This window comes from Polaromonas naphthalenivorans CJ2, from assembly GCF_000015505.1.
Taxonomy (GTDB): Bacteria; Pseudomonadota; Gammaproteobacteria; order Burkholderiales; family Burkholderiaceae_C; genus Polaromonas; species Polaromonas naphthalenivorans.
Genome location: NC_008781.1, coordinates 3,843,803 through 3,861,087 on the forward strand (window position 1 = coordinate 3,843,803; position 17,285 = coordinate 3,861,087).

The following is a 17,285-nucleotide window of genomic DNA, read 5'->3' on the forward strand; positions in this document are numbered from 1 at the left end:
GAAAACCCTTCAATGATCCAAACCCACATGGATGCGCTGGAAACCCGCGCACCGGCTGAACGCGAAGCCGCCCTGCTCGCCGCCCTGCCCGCGCAGATTGCCCACGCCCGCACGGCATCCAGGGCCTTCGCCCAAATCCTGGCGGGCTTTGACCCGGCCACGATCACCAGCCGCGCGGCACTGGCCACGCTGCCGGTCACGCGCAAGTCCGAACTGCTGGAGCGCCAGCAGGCCCAGCGCGCGACCAATGTGTTCGGCGGCTTCAGCGCGATTGAGTTCGGCGCTGCCATGCCGCGCGTGTTTTCCAGCCCCGGGCCGATGTACGAGCCCGAAGGCACGCGGCGCGACTACTGGCGCATGGCGCGTGCGCTGTTTGCCGCCGGCTTTCGCCCCGGCGAGTTGGTCCAGAACTGCTTCAGCTACCACTTCGTGCCGGCCGGCTCGATGATGGAAAGCGGCGCCCATGCGCTGGGCTGCACCGTGTTTCCGGGCGGCACCGGCCAGACCGAGCAGCAGGTGCAGGCCATGGCCGAACTGAAACCGGCAGGCTATATCGGCACGCCGAGCTTCCTGAAAATCATTGTTGAAAAAGCCGCCGAGATGAAAGTCGCGCTGCCCAGCGTGACCAAGGCCATGGTGTCGGCCGAGGCCTTTCCGCCCTCCCTGCGCGACTGGCTGGCCGAGCGCGGCATTGCCGGCTACCAGTGCTACGCCACCGCCGACCTGGGGCTGATTGCCTACGAAACCGAAGCGCGCGAAGGGCTGGTGCTCGATGAAGGCGTGATCGTTGAAATCGTCCGACCCGGCACCGGCGACCCGGTGGTCGAAGGCGAAGTCGGCGAACTGGTCGTGACCACGCTGAACCCCGACTACCCGCTGATCCGTTTCGGCACCGGCGACCTGTCGGCCGTGCTGCCCGGCCAGTGCCCGAGCGGGCGCACCAACACCCGCATCAAGGGCTGGATGGGCCGGGCCGACCAGACCACCAAGGTGCGCGGCATGTTCGTGCATCCGGCGCAGGTGGCCGAGATTGCGCGGCGCTTTCCCGAGGTCATCAAGGCCCGGCTGGTGGTCAGCGGCGAGATGGCCAACGACAGCATGACGCTGAGCGTTGAAACCACCGCGTCTCCCGCCGGGCTTGAGCAGCGCATCGGCGACGCGATCCGCGATGTCACCAAGCTGCGCGGCCGGGTGGAGCTGCTGGCGCCCGGCAGCCTGCCCAACGACGGCAAGGTCATCGAGGACGCCCGAAGCTACAAATAGAATCGGCAAAAGGGATAACCCGCTAAGTAGTTCCCGCGATGTAAACATCAGCTGCGAGCCTTAGACTGGCCGACATTCATTCAAAGGAGACGTTCATGAAGCGCCTGTTAGTTCTTGCTGCCGCCGCGGCGACCCTCTTCGCCGCCAACGCGCAAACCTTTCCGGGCTCCAAGCCCATCACCTTCGTGGTGCCGTTCGCCGCTGGCGGCCCGACCGACCGCGTGGCGCGCGACCTGGCCGAAGCCATGCGCAAGTCCATGGGCGGCGGCGCCAACTTCGTGGTTGAAAACGTGAACGGCGCCGGCGGCACCATCGGCGCCAACAAGGTCGCCAAGGCCGCGCCCGACGGCCACACGCTGCTGCTGCACCACATCGGCATGGCCTCGGCGCCCAGCCTGTACCGCAAGCTGCAGTACAAGCCGCTGGAAGACTTCGAATACCTCGGCATGGTCAACGAAGTGCCGATGACGCTGATCGGCAAGCCGCAGCTCGAAGCCAAGAACTACCGCGAACTCGAAACCTACATTCGCGCCAATGCCGGCAAGCTCAATATCGCCCATGCCGGGCTGGGTTCGGCCTCGCACCTGTGCGGCCTGATGTGGCAGTCGGCCATCAACGCCACGGAGGCGATGACGACGATTCCGTTCGGCGGCACGGCGCCGGCCATGAATGCGCTGGTCGGCGGCCAGGTGGACATGATGTGCGACCAGACCACCAACACCACCGGCCAGATCGAGGCCGGCCGCGTCAAGGCCTATGCGGTCACGACGGCCAAGCCCCTGACCGGCAACAAGCTGCTCAAGGATCTGCCGACGCTGCAGCAAGCCGGCCTCAAGGGTTTTGACCTGACGATCTGGCACGGCCTGTACGCGCCCAAGGGCACGCCGCCCGCCGTGCTCGCGCAGATCAACGCCGCCCTGAAAAAGGCGCTGAAAGACCCCGACTTCATCAAGAAGCAGGAAGGCCTGGGCGCCGTGGTGGTGACCGACAACCGCGTCGAGCCCGCCGCGCACAAGGCCTTCGTGACCGCCGAGATCAACAAGCTCAAGCCGGTGATCGAAGCCGGCGGCAAATTCGCCGACTGATACGTCGCGCGCTTGCCGTCAAGCCGCCCGGTGCAAGCCGGGCGGCTTTTTTTCATGCCTTGCGGACCCTGGGGCATGGGGCGGCCCGCGCAGTTATCAATTTTCAAACAAAATAGCCGCTCTGCGCATGACTGTCATGCATTAGGAGCTATTGTTTTAATAGCAAATTCAACTTCAGCCTAAAGCACATGATCGAGTCGGCCGGTCAGGCTCGTCATGCCTTTCGCTCTCGACCACGCGCGCTGGCCGGCAGACGCAAAAAAGCCCCGCTGCCGGGGCTTTTTTCAGTTCAGCGCAGCGGCCTGCACAGGCTAGACGCCCCAGACCACTTCCTGGCCGACCTTGATGTTCCAGCGCAGCATGTCGAGGAAGGGCTTGGCGCGCTGGTGCAGGCCGACGCCTTCGGGCAGGCCTTCGCCGTCCTTGTCGTCGCTGGATTCTTCGAGCTTGATCGCCGCCTCAAGCGCCGCAACGGCTGCGGGCATCTGCTCGGGCAGGATGATGCCTTTCGGGCCGGGCGTCTTGCCGATGATCTCCAGCATCTGCCGGCCATTGGGCTCCAGCATGATCACGTCACCCATGTTTTTTGATTTGAATCTGTACAGCATTGAATGCTCCTCTGGTTGAAACAGCGCATTCATTATCAGCAGCTTTTGCCGGCCTGTGTGTAGGCTGTCGTCACTTCCTGCAACCGCTGCGGGCGGCATCTTTCAGGCCGGCCGGCGTGAAGCAAAATAGCGCCCATGTTCAATATTGTCACTGTTCAAAAACCCGCCGACCAGGCCCTGCGCCAGGACGGATTGAGCCTGCTCTTGCCGGCCGGCTTCACCACCAGCCTGAAGCTGCAAACGCCGCAATGGACGCAGGACTGGGACGGCCTGGCCGACTCCTGGAACCGGCTGCCGCCCGACGCGCACCTGAAGGACGGCGGCCACTACCGGCGCCGGCGCCACGCCTGCTTTGTGCAGGAACTCGCCAGCGGCGCGCTTGAGCAGGTGGCGCACCGCGCGCACTGGCAGCCGACCGACTACAACGCGCTGCACGGCGGCTTCGAGCGCTGGTTCGACCCGGTCGAGCCGGCCGTCGCCCAGGCGCCGGCCTGGCTGGAGCTGCTGGCCAGCCTGGGCCAGCTGTTTGCCCGGGTCAAGCCGGTGCCGCGCTGGTACATCGAGGCGCACCAGTTCCGCATCGACACCACCGAAGGCGTGGGCCGGCCGACGCCCGAGGGCGCGCACCGCGACGGCGTGGACTTCGTGGTGGTGCTGCTGGTAGCGCGGCGCGGCGTCAAGGGCGGCGAAACCCGCGTGTTCGATGCCCACGGCCCCGACGGCGTGCGCTTTTTGATGCAGGAGCCGCTGACGGCGCTGCTGCTGGACGACGAGCGGGTGATCCACGAAACCACGCCGATCTTCCCCGCCGACGGCCAGGACCGGCAGGGCGGCGTGCGCGACACGCTGGTGCTGACCTACCGGGCAGACGGCTTTCAGGCGCCCTGACAGGCCAGGCTTTGCGAGGCTGGTGATTACCCCGCTTGACGAAATTACTTTAAACCTAAACAATTAAGGCAAGATCAATCTACAGGACACGCATTTCATGCACATCCTTTGCTTGGGCGGCGGCCCCGCCGGTTTGTATTTCGGCCTGCTGATGAAGCGGCAAGACCCGGCGCATCGCATCACCGTGGTGGAGCGCAACCGCCCGTTCGACACCTTCGGCTGGGGCGTGGTGCTGTCGGACCAGACGCTGGGCAATTTGCAGGCCGCCGACCCGGTCAGCGCCAAGCTGATCGGCGACGCCTTCAACCACTGGGACGATGTCGAGATGTTCTTCAAGGGCCGTAGCGTGCGCTCGGGCGGCCACGGGTTTTGCGGCATTGGCCGCAAGCGCCTGCTCAACATCCTGCAGGACCGCTGCCTCGACCTGGGCGTCGAGCTGGAGTTTGAAACCGACGTGCAGGACGACCAGGCCATCGCCGCGCAGTACCAGGCCGACCTGGTGATCGCCAGCGACGGCCTGAACAGCCGCATCCGCAGCCGCTACGCCGACACCTACCGGCCCGACGTGGAACTGCGCAACTGCCGCTTTGTCTGGCTGGGAACGCGCAAGACCTTTGACGCCTTCACCTTCGCCTTCGAGCAGACCGAGCACGGCTGGTTTGCCGCCCATGCCTACACCTTTGACGCCAGCACCTCGACCTTCATCGTCGAGACGCCCGAGGCGGTGTGGAAAGCCCACGGCCTGGACCGGATGAGCCAGCAGGACGGCATTGCGTTTTGCGAGCGGCTGTTCGCCAGATACCTCGACGGCCATGCGCTGATGAACAACGCCACGCATGTGCGCGGCTCGGCGATCTGGATCCGCTTTCCGCGCGTGGTCTGCGAGCGCTGGGTGCACTTTGAGTCGATTGACGGCCGGCGTGTGCCCATCGTGCTGATGGGCGACGCGGCGCACACCGCGCATTTCTCGATTGGCAGCGGCACCAAGCTGGCGCTTGAAGACGCGATTGAGCTGGCGCGCTGCCTTGCCGCACAGCCCGGCCTTGATGCGGCGCTGCAGGCCTACGAAGCCGTGCGCTCGGTCGAGGTGCTGAAAATCCAGAACGCGGCGCGCAACTCGACCGAATGGTTTGAAAACGTCAACCGCTACAGCGGCCTGGAGGCCGAGCAGTTCTTTTATTCGATGATGACGCGCTCGCAGCGCATCAGCCACGAAAACCTGCGCGTGCGCGATGCCGCGTGGCTGCAGGGCTACGAGCAGTGGCTGGCAGAAAAGGCCCCCACGCTTTTCACTTCGTGTAATGCGCTGCCCCCCGGGGGGGTTGCTGCGCCTGCGGTCCGGCAAAGCCGGTCCCACGGCCCTGGCTTGAAAGACGAGGCTCCGTCGAAAGGCGGCCCTCGACAGGCTGAGGACGAACGGGAAAGTGTGGCGAGCGTGAGGGCCTCCCCGCCGCCGCCGATGCTGCTGCCCTTGAAAGTTCGCGAACTCGAACTGAAAAACCGCATCGTTGTCTCGCCCATGGCCATGTACAGCGCGGTGGACGGCGTGCCGCAGGACTTTCACCTGGTGCACCTGGGCGCGCGGGCGCTGGGCGGTGCGGCGCTGGTGTTCGTGGAAATGACCGCGCCGTGCGCCGAAGGCCGCATCACGCCGGGCTGCACCGGCCTGTGGAACGACGTGCAGATGCTGGCCTTCAAGCGGATTGCCGATTTCGTCCACGCCTCGGGCACGGACGCGAAAATCGGCATGCAGCTCGGCCACAGTGGCCCCAAGGGCTCGACGCAGGTCGGCTGGGAAGCGCCCGACGAGCCGCTGCCGGACGGCAACTGGCCGCTGCTGGCCGCCAGCGCGGTGGCCTACGGGCCGAACAACCAGCGGCCGGCGGCCATGACGCGCGCCGACATGGAGCGCATCAAGGCCGAATTCGTGCAGGCCACCCGCCGCGCGGCCGAGGCCGGCTTTGACTGGCTCGAACTGCACTGCGCGCACGGCTACCTGCTGTCGAGCTTCATCACGCCGCTGACCAACCTGCGCGGCGACGCCTGGGGCGGCAGCCTGGAAAACCGCTGCCGCTACCCGCTCGAAGTGTTCAGCGCGATGCGCGCGGTGTGGCCCGAGCACCTGCCGATGAGCGTGCGCATCTCGGCCCACGACTGGGCGCCCGGCGGCAACACGGGTGACGACGCGGTCGCCATCGCGCGGCTGTTCAAGGCCGCCGGCTGCGACTTCATCGACGTGTCGTCGGGCCAGACCACGCGCGCGGCCAGGCCGGTCTATGGCCGCATGTACCAGACGCCGTTTGCCGACCGCATCCGCAACGAAGCGGGCATCCAGACGATTGCCGTCGGCGCGATTTCCGAGGTCGATCATGTCAACAGCATCATTGCCGCCGGCCGCGCCGACCTGTGCGCGATTGCCCGCCCGCACCTGGCCGACCCGGCGTGGACGCTGCATGAGGCGGCCAAACTGCAAAGCCGGCATGTGCAGTGGCCGCAGCCGTATTTGAGCGGCCGCGACCAGCTCTACCGCGAGATTTCCAAGCAAAACAAGGCTTCTGCGCAATAGCCATATGCGCAGACAGCTATTAAATACATAGCAACCAGCAAACCCAAGGAAAACCAATGGACATGGAAGCACGCGGCCACAGCGAACACCCCGAGGCCTTGCGCCTGTGGCTGCGCATGCTCACGCTCACGCAGCTGGTCGAAAAGCAGGTGCGCAGCCAGCTGCGCGAGCAGTTCGGCACCACGCTGCCGCGCTTTGACCTGATGGCGCAGCTCGAACGCAAGCCCGAGGGCCTGAAGATGAACGAGCTGTCGCGCCGCATGATGGTGACCGGCGGCAACGTCACCGGCATCACCGACCAGCTGGTGGCCGAAGGGCTGGTCGAGCGGATCGAGGTCGAAGGCGACCGCCGCGCCTACCGGGTGCGCCTGACGCCGCGCGGCCGCACCGAATTCGGCGCGATGGCGCGCCAGCACGAAGGCTGGATCGTCGCCGCGTTCGAAGGCCTCTCGCTCGCCGAGGTCGATGCCCTGCACCAGCTGCTGGGCAAGGTCAAGCAGCATTACAACGACATCCCCCTGGAGACGACATGAAACACTACATCGGCCCGGCCAATCCCATGCATGCGCAGTTCGATGCGCTGGCCGCTTACCAGGCACGGCACTTTGCCTATGCGTTCGACGGCGGCGTCGCCACGCTGACCTTGAATCGCCCGGAGCGCAAGAATCCGCTGACCTTCGACTCCTACGCCGAGCTGCGCGACCTGTTTCGCGCGCTGAACAGCGCCACCGATGTGAAGGCCGTGGTGCTGACGGGTGCGGGCGGCAACTTCTGCTCGGGCGGCGACGTGCATGAAATCATCGGCCCGCTGACGAAAATGAGCATGCCCGAGCTGCTCGAATTCACGCGCATGACCGGCGACCTCGTCAAGGCGATGCGTCTGTGTCCGCAGCCCATCGTGGCGGCGATCGACGGCATTTGTGCCGGCGCGGGCGCCATGATGGCGCTGGCGTCCGACCTGCGGCTGGGAACGGCGCAGGCCAGGACCGCCTTCTTGTTCACGCGCGTCGGCCTAGCCGGCGCCGACATGGGCGCCTGCGCGCTGCTGCCGCGCCTGATCGGCCAGGGCCGCGCGTCGGAACTGCTGTTCACCGGCCGCGCGATGACTGCGCAAGAGGGTCTGCAGTGGGGATTTTTCAATGCCCTGCATGAGCCCGACGCACTGCCGGGCGCGGCGCACAAGCTGGCGCATGACCTTGCCAGCGGCCCGACCTTTGCGCACGCCATGACCAAGACCATGCTGCATCAGGAATGGGCCATGACGCTGGACCAGGCGATAGAAGCCGAAGCGCAGGCACAGGCCATCTGCATGCAGACGCACGACTTCACGCGCGCCTACGAAGCCTTTGCCGCCAAACAGCAACCCGTGTTCCAGGGCGACTGAGCGCCTTCATCCCACACACACAAGCCCATGACGCCAACGACCGCTCACCTCGCCCTGCCCTTTTTCGACGACGTTCACCGCGAACTCGGCGCGCGGCTGGCCGGCTGGATTCCCGGCCAGCAGATTGACGAAAGCGACGACCGCCAGGCCTGCAGGGAATGGGTGAAGCGTCTGGGCGACCAGGGCTGGCTGCGCTACTGCGTCCCTAGCGGCAGCGATGGCGCACTGGGCGGCGCGCTGGACCGGCTCGACTCGCGCGCGCTCGTCATCCTGCGCGAGACGCTGGCCTTTCATTCGCCGCTGGCCGATTTTGCGTTTGCCATGCAGGGCCTGGGCAGCGGCGCGATCACGCTGGCCGGCACGCCAGAACAGCAGGCCGCTTACCTGCCGCAGGTCGCCAGCGGCGCAAAAATCGCCGCCTTCGCCTTGAGCGAAGCCGATGCCGGGTCGGACGCCGGCGCCATGACGACCCGCGCCGACCCAGCGGCCGGCGGCTGGACACTCAACGGCAGCAAGACCTGGATCAGCAACGGCGGCATCGCCGATTTCTACGTCACCTTCGCCAAGACCGACCCGGCGGCGGGCACGCGCGGCATCACCACCTTCATCATCGACGCTGGCACTCCGGGCCTGGACGCCAGCGAGCACATCGCCGTGATGTCGCCGCATCCGCTGGCCACGCTCAAGTTCACCGATTGCCGGCTTGACGGCGACACGCAACTGGGCGCGCTGAACGGCGGCTTCAGGCTGGCGATGCAGACGCTGGACATCTTCCGCGCCTCGGTGGCGGGCGCGGCGCTCGGCATGGCGCGGCGTGCGCTGGTCGAAGCCGTGCGGCATGCCAAATCGCGCAAGATGTTCGGCCAGACGCTGGCCGACTTCCAGCTGACGCAGGCCAAAATCGGCGAAATGGCCGCGCTGGTCGATGCGGCGGCGCTGCTGACCTACCGCGCCGCCTGGCTGCGCGACGAAGGCGAGCGGCGCGGCCAGAGCGTGCGCGTGACCGCCGAAGCGGCGATGGCCAAGATGACGGCCACCGAGAACGCCCAGCGCGTCATCGACATGGCGCTGCAGATGCACGGCGGCCTGGGCGTGAAGGTCGGCACCCGGGTTGAAAGCCTGTACCGCGACATCCGCGCGCTACGCATCTACGAAGGCGCGACCGAAGTCCAGCAACTCATCATCGGAAAGGCGGTGCTGCAATCATGACGTCCTCCATCACGGCCCCATGCGCGCAGACCGACCGCTTCGTGCACGAGCACCTGCCGCCGCCCGACCAGTGGCCCCGGCGCGTGTACCCGCCCGGCACCGACATCCCGGAACAGGCCAACCTGGTCAATGCGCTGTTCACGCGGGCGATTCAAAACGGCCATGCCGACCGGCCGCTGCTGCGTTCGGACCGGATCACGCTGAGCTATGCCGATGCCTTGGAGCGCGTCAACCGCATCGCCCAGGTGCTGACCGAAGATTTCCACCTGGTGCCGGGCAACCGCGTGCTGCTGCGCGGCGGCAATTCGATTGGCATGGCGCTGGCCTGGCTGGGCGTGGTCCAGGCCGGGCTGGTGGCCGTGGCAACCATGCCGCTGCTGCGCGCCAAGGAGCTGGTAGAGATCATTGACAAGGCCAGGCCGGCGCTGGCGCTGTGCGACGGCGCGCTGCTCGAAGAACTGCAGATCGCCCAGGCGCAAACCGGCGCGTTGCAAACCGTCATCCCCTTCAACCTGATGGACGCGCCCGGCTCAATGGCGGCGCTGGCGGCGCGAAAGGACGGGCGTTTCACACCCTGCCCGGTCGCGGCCGACGACATCGCCCTGATGGCCTTCACCTCGGGCACCACCGGCAAACCCAAGGCGGCGGTTCACAGCCACCGCGACGTGCTGGCCGCCTGCGAAGCCTGGCCGCGCCATGTGCTCAAGGCCACGCCCGGCGACATCGTGATGGGCTCGCCGCCGCTGGCCTTCACCTTCGGGCTGGGCGGCCTGCTGGTCTTCCCGATGTGGGCTGGCGCCTCTAGCTACTACCCGTCGATTCCCTACACGCCCGAGGCCATGGTCCAGCTTATCCGGCAGGTGGGTGCGACGATCTGCTACACCGCGCCGACGTTCTACCGCCAGATGGCCGTATTTGCCAGGCAGCAGGGCCTGCCCGATTTGCGGCTGTGCGTGAGCGCCGGCGAAAGCCTGCCGGACGCCACGCGCCAGCTCTGGAAGGACGCCACCGGCATCGAGATCATCGACGGCATCGGCGCCACCGAGATGTTCCACATCTTCATTTCGTCAAGGCCCGGCGACGTGCGCCGGGGCGCCATCGGCCAGGTCGTTCCCGGCTACAGCGCGAAAGTCGTCGATCAGGAGGGCGCCGAAGTGCCGCGCGGCCGCATCGGCCGGCTGGCGGTGATCGGCCCGACCGGCTGCCGCTACCTCGATGACGAGCGCCAGCGCAACTACGTGAAGGACGGCTGGAACTACCCCGGCGACGCCTTCACGCAGGACGAGGACGGCTATTTTTTCTACCAGGCGCGCGACGACGACCTGATCATCACCGCCGGCTACAACGTGGCCGGCCCGGAGGTCGAGGACGCGCTGCTCAAGCACCCGGCGGTGGCCGAATGCGGCGTGGTCGGCGTTCCCGATCAAGACCGGGGGATGGTCGTCAAGGCCTTCGTGGTGCTCAGGCCCGGCCAGGCCGGCGATGCCGCGATGGTCAAAACACTTCAGGACCATGTCAAGGCCATGCTGGCGCCGTTCAAGTACCCGCGCCAGATAGAATTTCTGTCCAGGCTACCGCGTACCGAAACCGGCAAGCTGCAACGCTTCAAACTGCGCCAGCCATGAAATTCACCACAGAAAAATTAGTCCGCTTTCACCACTGCGACCCGGCGGGCATTGTGTTTTACCCGCAGTTCTATGTCCTGCTGCATGAGGTGCAGGAAGACTTCCTGGCGCACATCGGCTTTCCCGAGCACAAGATGGTCGAAGGCGGCACCGGCGTTCCCATCGTGGACATGAAGACCGAATTCCTCGGCATGTGCCGCCATGGCGATGTGCTGACCATGACGCTGGAGCTGTCGCGCATCGGTGGCGCCAGCCTCGGCATGCACTATGAAATTCATGCTTCTGCGCAGGCACCGGGCGCACCAAGTGCTCTCAAATTAAGAGCAGACGGCGTGGTGGTGTATTCGCAAGTCCCGCACGGCAAGGCGGTGCGCATCCCCGACGACCTGCGAGCGGCCCTGCAGCCCTACCTCCAGACCCCCCCGGAAACCCCATGATCACCAGACTCCAGCCGCCCGACTGGGCCGAACCCAAGGGTTATGCCAACGGCATCCTGGCGCGCGGCGCCCTGCTCTTTGTCGGCGGCCAGATCGGCTGGAACGCCAGCCAGCAGTTTGAAAGCGACGATTTCGTGGCGCAGACGCGCCAGACCCTGCGCAACATCGCCGCCGTCTTGAGGGCCGGCGGCGCAGGCCCCGAGCACATGGCGCGCATGACCTGGTACATCGTGGACCGCGCCGAATACAACGCCCGGCTGAAGGAAATCGGCGTGGTGTACCGCGAAGTCATGGGCCGAAACTTCCCGGCGATGACCTGCGTGCAGGTGACCGCGCTGGTGGAGGAACGGGCGAAGATCGAGATCGAGGTGACGGCGGTGCTGCCGGACTGAGGCTGGGCTCCAGCGTGTTGAAAACGGGCAGCGCTTGAACTCAGAGCGCTTTGACCGGGCATGAGCGCTGGCGGGAGTCGATTTTCAGTTTCGGGGGATTCGTGCGAAGGCGGCAGATGTGCGCTCCGATCACATCCAAACCGGATCCTGGGTGGTTCAAGGTGGCCTCATGGCGCCTTGCCTTGCCAACCGTTGTGAGCGTTCGATCAGCGCGTTGCCTCCTCAAAAAAAAAGACATCACGCCGATCAATCGCACTCAATTGGACTCAAGTCCGACAGCCTCCTGGATTGCAAGGTGCGTCAGCGTGGCGGGGTGCCGCGATGGGTGTCTTCGGCATCCTTTGGCGCGTCGTCAGCACTGGTCGTACTTTCTGGATTTACCAACTCGCCGGCGGCGCCGCCGCCGATCGCGCCGGCAACAGCCCCAATCGTGCCGCCTACCAATACACCGACCGGACCTGCAACCACGGCACCAACGGCTGCGCCTGCAGCCGAACCTGCCACCAAGCCGCCCCCAATCAGGACGGACTTTGACTCTCGCTCGGCTTCCTCGGGATCGAGGGCAACCTGAGCTGCAGGGTCCGGATCCTGGGACGGAACACCATGTCCAGGAACGGCCTGCTCGGCAAGGTCTGGGTCAACCGGTTTTACGCCTGTCGGCTGAGTGGTGGATGAGTTCATATGCGCTCCTTGGGGAAGTTAACGCTTAGACGAGCGGGACGCTCGCTGCAACACGGTTGTACATCCCACACCACGCCGTTCGCGTGGTCCAAGAGACTGCCACACTGTCAGAAAACATCCAGTTGCACCGCCACCCTTGGCACACGTCATGCCGCGTTTGCAACAGAGTACGTCACCTGTTTTCCCGCCGGTGAGCCGCCCCGGGAATTGTGGAGGCTGGTTGGTTTAAGTTGAGGCCGTCTGGGCGGCCTCGCTGGCGAGTTGCTGCCAGTAGTTTGCCCTAGCTTCTGCCGGAGGGATGCCCCCAGTCGATTTGAGCAGTCGGGTGTGGTTGAACCAGTGCCCCATTGCAGGGTGGCCAGTTCCACGAATTCCCTGGTTGTGTGCGCCAGCGCTGAATTGATCAATTTTTCGGCGATTTGCCGATTCTGGAATGACCACCCGCCTTCATCATAGTACGCAGCCAGCTATGGCTAATCGGTGTGTTTGGCCTGCTCACTTTGAGATTGGCGATTCTGATCAATTTCAGTTCGGCGCCAACAGGCCAGCCTCAAGGCGTGGTTTTTTTCTCGCCGTGCTTATGCGGTCCGGTGGGGGAATTGGCCGAACTCTTTTTGGCCTGTGCCTTGTCGCCTGTCTGGCCCGTGGCTGCGGTTTTCTTGGGTGAATGGTTTTTGCCGCCTTGGGAGTCTTTGGTGTTTTGAGGCATATGCAGTTCCTTGGGTAATGCGGCTGAACCATTTCAACCGGTCACTTCACTTTAGGTAGGCGGCAAGCGCTGCGATGTGGGGGAAATAGCATCTGGCCGTAGGACGGTTTCATCAGCTGAACATTCCCGGTCTGCCCTCCCTGGTTATAGATTCATCCTGACGTGGCGCGCCAGGGTGATGGTCGAGTCAGATGCCGAGCAGGACTGCTGGATCACCACGCCGCAAAGCAGCAAAAAATTCCAATCGTTGGAGCCCAAATGGTTCGATAGCGAATTCTCCAGGCTGATCGAGACCGCGTTTCGCGGGCGCATCATCCGGACCCAGAAAGAAGCATCGGCGCAATTCCGCAAGACGTCCCGCCGGGAAATCTCCGAAGACGAGTGAAGACAAGGCAACCAGAAAAATCAAACACCGTATCCGACGCCATTCATATCAATGGCGCTGGATACGGTTGTTTTTTGCTGTTATTGACGGTAAGAGAGTGCGAGCTATCCTCACCGATTGACTGCACAGCAATAGCAGTCACACCGGAATTCACTACACCAAGAAAAACCCGGCTCATGGGCTGCCGAGGATTCTTAGGCCCGTTAAACCAAACCTGACTTGGTGCGAGCCGTGTCAAAGGGCGGTTTTGTGACCGATCGCGTCATTCACCGGTCGAGCCAGAAAGCGCTGATTTTACAAAATCTGCCAGCTACTGATCCGGTAAGTGTTTATATTCGTGCATATGAACTCTGTGTCCGATCCCAAGGACAATCGGTTGCTTGCCGCATTGCCCGATGCGGAATGGCGTCGCTGGCTGCCTCACCTGGAGCCCGCCGAGATGGCGCTGGGCCAAGTGATTTACGAGTCCGGAGGCACGCTCAGCCATGCTTACTTTCCGACCACCGCCATCGTTTCAATGCTCTACGTGATGAAAGACGGCGACTCGGCCGAGATCGCCGTCATTGGCAGTGAAGGCCTGGTCGGCATTTCGCTCTTCATGGGCGGCGGCTCCACGCCCAGCCGGGCTGTTGTCCAGAATGCGGGGCATAGTTTCCGAATCAAGGCAGAAATGCTGAAAGCGGAGTTTGAACGATCACTCCCCGTTGCTCACTTGCTGCTGCGCTACACGCAGGCGCTAATTTCGCAGATGACGCAAACGGCGGCCTGCAACCGGCACCACACGCTGGACCAGCAGCTGTGCCGCTGGTTGCTGCTGAGCCTGGACCGTCATTCGGGCAACGAGCTGGTGATGACGCGAAAGCTGATCTCCAACATGCTCGGCGCGACCGATGAAAAAATGACGCAAGGCGCCCTCACCCTTCAGGAAGCCGGGCTCATTCGGTATCTGGATGGCCGAATCACGGTGATTGACCGGGCAGGCGTGGAAAAGCGCACGTGCGAGTGCTACCAGGTGGTCAAAAATGAATATGACCGACTGCTTCCTCAGCAGCAGGCCTCATAGCGCAGGTCCATTGCCGGGCATGGCAGCGCAGGAATAACCATTAAACCCAGGCCCGCCGGGGACTTCCTGATGGCCATCACCGTCGATCCCAGACACAACCACTTGCTGGCCGCGCTGCCCGATGCCGAATGGCAGCGCTGGCTCCCGCAACTGCAGTGGATCGAGTTGCCATTGGGAAAAGTGCTGCACGAGTCGGGCGCCCAACAAAGCCACGTTCACTTTCCGACCACTGCCATCGTCTCGTTGTTGTACGTGATGGAAAACGGCGCTTCGGCCGAGATCGCCGTCGTCGGCAATGAAGGCCTGGTCGGCATTGCCCTGTTCATGGGCAGCGAGTCCACACCCAACCGCGCGGTCGTGCAAAGCGCCGGCCAAGGGTTCATGCTGGGCGCGCAGGTGATCAAGGACGAGTTCACGCGTGCCCCGGTGCTGCACCTGTTGCTGCGCTACACCCAGGCGCTGATCACACAAATGGCGCAAACCGCCGTGTGCAACCGGCACCATTCGCTGGACCAGCAACTTTGCCGCTGGCTGCTGCTGAGCCTGGACCGCCTGCAGTGCAACGAGCTGGTGATGACGCAGGAACTGATCGCCAACATGCTGGGCGTACGCCGCGAAAGCGTGACCGAAAGTGCGCGCAAGCTGCAAAAACTTGGCCTGATTCGCTATTCACGCGGTCGTATCACGGTGCTCGACCGCCCGGCGCTGGAAAAACGCAGCTGCGAGTGTTATGCCGTGGTCAAAAAGGAATATGACCGCCTTTTGCCAGCAGGGCTCCCGCCTGGACCGCCCAACTTTAGACGTTGAGTAGCAAAAATCAGGCTGGTTAAAAAAGCCCGTGGTTTGCCGCAAAACTGACTGCTTGCGCGCGGTTGCGCACATTGAGCTTGCGGTAAATGTTCTTGATGTGCGTGTTGGCGGTCTGCCAGCTGATGACCAGCCGTGCGCCGATTTCAGTGCTGCTATGGCCTGAGGCGACCAGCTTGAGGACTTGTTGTTCGCGCTCGGACAGCTTGTTGTCCTTGCCTTGGTTCACGGGCAGGGGCTCAACATTGGCTTGAGGCGGCTCGAACTTGCTCAGCAGCCGGCGCGCAAGGTTGGGCGTGATCGACGCGCCGCCATTGACGACCTGCAAAATCGCCTGGGGAAAGTTGCCAAACCAGGAGTTTTTCACCAGGTAGCCGGTGGCTCCGAGCTCGAATGCATGCAGCGCGTGCTGCGCGTCCTCCATGGACGAGATGACGACTGCCTCGGCCATGGGGCGCACGGCCTTCATGTACTCAATCAGCTCAAAGCCGCTGCCGTCGCCCAGGTTCAGGTCGACCAGCATCACATCGAACTCGTTCTGGCTGATCAGGCGGCGGCCCTCCCGCACGCTGCAGCCCTGGCCCAGCAGGTTGATCCGCAAATCGCCCAGCAATTCGTGGGCAATCACACGACTCATGTGGGGATCGTCATCGACCAGCAGGACACGAACCGGCTGCTCCGCCTGGCCCGTCAGGAAGCTGGGCCACATGGGCTGCAAGGCGCCATGGGGAGCTAGCTGATGGCTTGTCGGCATGGAGCTGCCTTTGGTCAAAAAGTCTGACCCCTGACCCAGAGGCATGTCTATGCGTTCAAGCGGCGGCAGCCAGCTCTGCCACTCGTCATCGGGCAGCGCGGCGAGCATCTGTTTGGCTTGGGGGTCAGAAGAAAGATGCATCATTGGATTCCAGGGGCAGGTCAGGCTTGATTTACCACTTATGGCAGAGATCTCGCGGAAATTTAAGTATCAGGAATCAAGGACGGTTTGTATGTTCGACAGCGTACATACCAGTTGGAATCAAATCCAATCTACCCATTACGGCTTGTTGAACCGCCCCGTCTTTCGTGGAGGCCGGTTGTTGTAATTTTCCAACAATAGCGGTCAATTCGGCGGAGTTGCCGATAGTTGCTGCCGGCACACCTGACACACTGGCACGTCGAACACGTTTGATCAGTGTCGGTGTGCCGGTCGTGCCAGCGCGAACCATCGACTAGCAAGCACGGCCACGTGGGAATTTACATTGGCGGGGGAGAAGTGGGGGACGCTTTTCGAAGAAAGCAGCCCCCCGGAAATAGACCGGACACGAGAACTGTTTGTCCCCGGAAACAAAAAAGCCAACCGCATGGGTTGGCTTCTTTGCAAGGTAAACCTTGGTGGCCTGGGGCGGAATCGAACCACCGACACAAGGATTTTCAATCCTCTGCTCTACCGACTGAGCTACCGGGCCTGAGCACAAGAGTATATATCACCCGGAAGGCCGTTTTGCCGCCATCGGGCCTCAAAATTCACAGGCCGCGCTTGCCGCGTGTCAGATCAACACCCAGCTGCTTCAGTTTCCGGTACAGATGGGTCCGCTCCAGCCCGGTTTTTTCGGCCACGCGGGTCATGGATCCGCCTTCCTTGGCCAGGTGAAATTCGAAGTACGCTTTTTCAAACTCGTCACGCGCATCGCGCAGCGGTTTTTCGAGCATGAAACTCTGGGTAGCCTGAAGGCCCCTGTCTGGGGAAACGGCCAGAATGCCACCCGCCATGATGGCTTCCGGAACGAAATCGGCCATGGGCACCGCCGTCTTGAGGGGGATGGGCGGGCGGGCGAGGGTTCGGGCCAGGCCTTGCTCAACGGCTTTGAGCAGTTTTTGCAGCGTGATCGGCTTTTCCAGGAAGGCCATCGCGCCGATTTTGGTGGCTTCGACCGCCGTGTCGATGGTTGCATGGCCGCTCATCATGATGACCGGCATGGTCAGCAAACCGGTGGACGACCACTCCTTGAGCAGGGTGACGCCATCGGTGTCGGGCATCCAGATATCGAGCAGCACCAGGTCGGGCCGGGCCAGCGCCCGGGCGGCGCGGGCTTGAGAGGCATTTTCAGCCAGATCGACCTGATGCCCCTCATCATTGAGAATTTCTGAGAGAAGGTCGCGTATGCCCAGCTCGTCATCGACCACCAGAATATTTGCCATGATTG

Annotated in this window: 18 protein-coding genes, 1 tRNA gene and 1 pseudogene; 13 read left to right on the forward strand and 7 right to left on the reverse strand. The window is 63.6% G+C overall.

The features are described from left to right. Positions 1-12: 12 nt before the first annotated feature. Both PNAP_RS18035 and PNAP_RS18040 read left to right on the forward strand, forming a co-directional pair. A complete protein-coding gene (locus PNAP_RS18035) occupies positions 13-1,263 on the forward strand; it encodes a phenylacetate--CoA ligase family protein (protein ID WP_011802979.1) in 1,251 nt (416 codons plus the stop codon). A gap of 95 nt (positions 1,264-1,358) precedes the next feature. Then, complete coding sequence (locus PNAP_RS18040) at positions 1,359-2,348, forward strand: tripartite tricarboxylate transporter substrate-binding protein (RefSeq protein WP_011802980.1); 990 nt, start codon at positions 1,359-1,361, stop codon at positions 2,346-2,348. 311 nt (positions 2,349-2,659) lie between these two features. On the opposite strand, the gene PNAP_RS18045 is transcribed toward PNAP_RS18040, so the two are convergent. After that, entirely contained in the window at positions 2,660-2,956 is a 297-nt protein-coding gene (locus PNAP_RS18045) for a DUF1840 domain-containing protein (protein ID WP_011802981.1), read from the reverse strand. A gap of 135 nt (positions 2,957-3,091) precedes the next feature. On the opposite strand from PNAP_RS18045, the gene PNAP_RS18050 reads away from it, so the two are divergent. From PNAP_RS18050 to PNAP_RS18085, 8 genes are all read left to right on the forward strand, one after another. Then, complete coding sequence (locus tag PNAP_RS18050) at positions 3,092-3,844, forward strand: 2OG-Fe dioxygenase family protein (RefSeq protein ID WP_011802982.1); 753 nt, start codon at positions 3,092-3,094, stop codon at positions 3,842-3,844. Between the two features lie 97 nt (positions 3,845-3,941). Beyond that, positions 3,942-6,410 (forward strand): bifunctional salicylyl-CoA 5-hydroxylase/oxidoreductase, encoded by a 2,469-nt coding sequence (locus tag PNAP_RS18055; protein ID WP_011802983.1) that lies wholly within the window; start codon positions 3,942-3,944, stop codon positions 6,408-6,410. Positions 6,411-6,466: 56 nt separating this feature from the next. Further along, the gene (locus PNAP_RS18060) at positions 6,467-6,943 is read left to right on the forward strand and encodes a MarR family winged helix-turn-helix transcriptional regulator (protein WP_011802984.1); all 477 of its coding nucleotides are present in this window, start codon (positions 6,467-6,469) and stop codon (positions 6,941-6,943) included. Beyond that, positions 6,940-7,794, forward strand: a complete 855-nt coding sequence (locus tag PNAP_RS18065) for an enoyl-CoA hydratase family protein (protein ID WP_011802985.1) — start codon at positions 6,940-6,942, stop codon at positions 7,792-7,794. Before PNAP_RS18060 ends, PNAP_RS18065 begins: the two co-directional genes overlap by 4 nt. A 27-nt stretch (positions 7,795-7,821) precedes the next feature. Further along, entirely contained in the window at positions 7,822-9,003 is a 1,182-nt protein-coding gene (locus PNAP_RS18070; protein WP_011802986.1) for an acyl-CoA dehydrogenase family protein, read from the forward strand. After that, entirely contained in the window at positions 9,000-10,628 is a 1,629-nt protein-coding gene (locus PNAP_RS18075; RefSeq protein ID WP_011802987.1) for an AMP-binding protein, read from the forward strand. The genes PNAP_RS18070 and PNAP_RS18075 overlap by 4 nt, the downstream gene beginning before the upstream one ends. Continuing rightward, positions 10,625-11,065 carry an acyl-CoA thioesterase gene (locus PNAP_RS18080; protein ID WP_011802988.1) on the forward strand — a complete coding sequence of 147 codons (441 nt, stop codon included), beginning with the start codon at positions 10,625-10,627 and terminating at the stop codon, positions 11,063-11,065. Before PNAP_RS18075 ends, PNAP_RS18080 begins: the two co-directional genes overlap by 4 nt. Continuing rightward, a complete protein-coding gene (locus tag PNAP_RS18085) occupies positions 11,062-11,457 on the forward strand; it encodes a RidA family protein (protein WP_011802989.1) in 396 nt (131 codons plus the stop codon). The genes PNAP_RS18080 and PNAP_RS18085 overlap by 4 nt, the downstream gene beginning before the upstream one ends. Positions 11,458-11,757: 300 nt before the next feature. Here PNAP_RS18085 and PNAP_RS25855 read toward each other — a convergent pair whose 3' ends face one another. The 3 genes and pseudogenes from PNAP_RS25855 to PNAP_RS27125 form a co-directional block, all read right to left on the reverse strand. Further along, positions 11,758-12,138, reverse strand: a complete 381-nt coding sequence (locus PNAP_RS25855; protein WP_011802990.1) for a hypothetical protein — start codon at positions 12,136-12,138, stop codon at positions 11,758-11,760. Between the two features lie 225 nt (positions 12,139-12,363). Further along, positions 12,364-12,548: pseudogene (locus PNAP_RS27120) on the reverse strand (IS3 family transposase); the annotation flags it as partial. Between the two features lie 140 nt (positions 12,549-12,688). Beyond that, a complete protein-coding gene (locus PNAP_RS27125) occupies positions 12,689-12,847 on the reverse strand; it encodes a hypothetical protein (protein WP_157040320.1) in 159 nt (52 codons plus the stop codon). A 178-nt stretch (positions 12,848-13,025) separates the two neighbouring features. On the opposite strand from PNAP_RS27125, the gene PNAP_RS18095 reads away from it, so the two are divergent. The 3 genes from PNAP_RS18095 to PNAP_RS18105 all read left to right on the forward strand — a co-directional run bounded on the left by PNAP_RS18095 (position 13,026) and on the right by PNAP_RS18105 (position 15,102). After that, positions 13,026-13,232, forward strand: a complete 207-nt coding sequence (locus PNAP_RS18095) for a hypothetical protein (protein WP_041376799.1) — start codon at positions 13,026-13,028, stop codon at positions 13,230-13,232. 343 nt (positions 13,233-13,575) lie between these two features. After that, positions 13,576-14,295, forward strand: coding sequence for a Crp/Fnr family transcriptional regulator (locus PNAP_RS18100; protein WP_011802992.1), 720 nt, complete (start codon positions 13,576-13,578; stop codon positions 14,293-14,295). Positions 14,296-14,364: 69 nt separating this feature from the next. Then, positions 14,365-15,102, forward strand: coding sequence for a Crp/Fnr family transcriptional regulator (locus tag PNAP_RS18105; RefSeq protein ID WP_011802993.1), 738 nt, complete (start codon positions 14,365-14,367; stop codon positions 15,100-15,102). A 19-nt stretch (positions 15,103-15,121) separates the two neighbouring features. Here PNAP_RS18105 and PNAP_RS18110 read toward each other — a convergent pair whose 3' ends face one another. The 3 genes from PNAP_RS18110 to PNAP_RS18120 all read right to left on the reverse strand — a co-directional run bounded on the left by PNAP_RS18110 (position 15,122) and on the right by PNAP_RS18120 (position 17,280). Continuing rightward, positions 15,122-15,856 (reverse strand): response regulator transcription factor, encoded by a 735-nt coding sequence (locus tag PNAP_RS18110; RefSeq protein WP_232290828.1) that lies wholly within the window; start codon positions 15,854-15,856, stop codon positions 15,122-15,124. Between the two features lie 615 nt (positions 15,857-16,471). Next, positions 16,472-16,547 (reverse strand) — tRNA-Phe (locus tag PNAP_RS18115). Positions 16,548-16,605: 58 nt separating this feature from the next. Beyond that, positions 16,606-17,280: a response regulator gene (locus PNAP_RS18120; protein WP_011802995.1), complete on the reverse strand. Its 675-nt coding sequence runs from the start codon at positions 17,278-17,280 to the stop codon at positions 16,606-16,608. Between the last annotated feature and the right edge of the window lie 5 nt (positions 17,281-17,285).

What these genes read in the sequence shown, in the direction of transcription:
- PNAP_RS18080 (WP_011802988.1), top strand. Translation starts at nt 10,625, where the DNA reads ATGAAATTCACCACAGAAAAATTAGTCCGCTTTCACCACTGCGACCCG.
- PNAP_RS18065 (WP_011802985.1), top strand. Translation starts at nt 6,940, where the DNA reads ATGAAACACTACATCGGCCCGGCCAATCCCATGCATGCGCAGTTCGAT.
- PNAP_RS18105 (WP_011802993.1), top strand. Translation starts at nt 14,365, where the DNA reads ATGGCCATCACCGTCGATCCCAGACACAACCACTTGCTGGCCGCGCTG.
- PNAP_RS18040 (WP_011802980.1), top strand. Translation starts at nt 1,359, where the DNA reads ATGAAGCGCCTGTTAGTTCTTGCTGCCGCCGCGGCGACCCTCTTCGCC.
- PNAP_RS18045 (WP_011802981.1), bottom strand. Translation starts at nt 2,956, where the DNA reads ATGCTGTACAGATTCAAATCAAAAAACATGGGTGACGTGATCATGCTG.
- PNAP_RS18035 (WP_011802979.1), top strand. Translation starts at nt 13, where the DNA reads ATGATCCAAACCCACATGGATGCGCTGGAAACCCGCGCACCGGCTGAA.
- PNAP_RS25855 (WP_011802990.1), bottom strand. Translation starts at nt 12,138, where the DNA reads ATGAACTCATCCACCACTCAGCCGACAGGCGTAAAACCGGTTGACCCA.
- PNAP_RS18120 (WP_011802995.1), bottom strand. Translation starts at nt 17,280, where the DNA reads ATGGCAAATATTCTGGTGGTCGATGACGAGCTGGGCATACGCGACCTT.
- PNAP_RS18050 (WP_011802982.1), top strand. Translation starts at nt 3,092, where the DNA reads ATGTTCAATATTGTCACTGTTCAAAAACCCGCCGACCAGGCCCTGCGC.
- PNAP_RS18055 (WP_011802983.1), top strand. Translation starts at nt 3,942, where the DNA reads ATGCACATCCTTTGCTTGGGCGGCGGCCCCGCCGGTTTGTATTTCGGC.
- PNAP_RS18095 (WP_041376799.1), top strand. Translation starts at nt 13,026, where the DNA reads ATGGTCGAGTCAGATGCCGAGCAGGACTGCTGGATCACCACGCCGCAA.
- PNAP_RS27125 (WP_157040320.1), bottom strand. Translation starts at nt 12,847, where the DNA reads ATGCCTCAAAACACCAAAGACTCCCAAGGCGGCAAAAACCATTCACCC.
- PNAP_RS18070 (WP_011802986.1), top strand. Translation starts at nt 7,822, where the DNA reads ATGACGCCAACGACCGCTCACCTCGCCCTGCCCTTTTTCGACGACGTT.
- PNAP_RS18085 (WP_011802989.1), top strand. Translation starts at nt 11,062, where the DNA reads ATGATCACCAGACTCCAGCCGCCCGACTGGGCCGAACCCAAGGGTTAT.
- PNAP_RS18075 (WP_011802987.1), top strand. Translation starts at nt 9,000, where the DNA reads ATGACGTCCTCCATCACGGCCCCATGCGCGCAGACCGACCGCTTCGTG.
- PNAP_RS18100 (WP_011802992.1), top strand. Translation starts at nt 13,576, where the DNA reads ATGAACTCTGTGTCCGATCCCAAGGACAATCGGTTGCTTGCCGCATTG.
- PNAP_RS18110 (WP_232290828.1), bottom strand. Translation starts at nt 15,856, where the DNA reads ATGCCGACAAGCCATCAGCTAGCTCCCCATGGCGCCTTGCAGCCCATG.
- PNAP_RS18060 (WP_011802984.1), top strand. Translation starts at nt 6,467, where the DNA reads ATGGACATGGAAGCACGCGGCCACAGCGAACACCCCGAGGCCTTGCGC.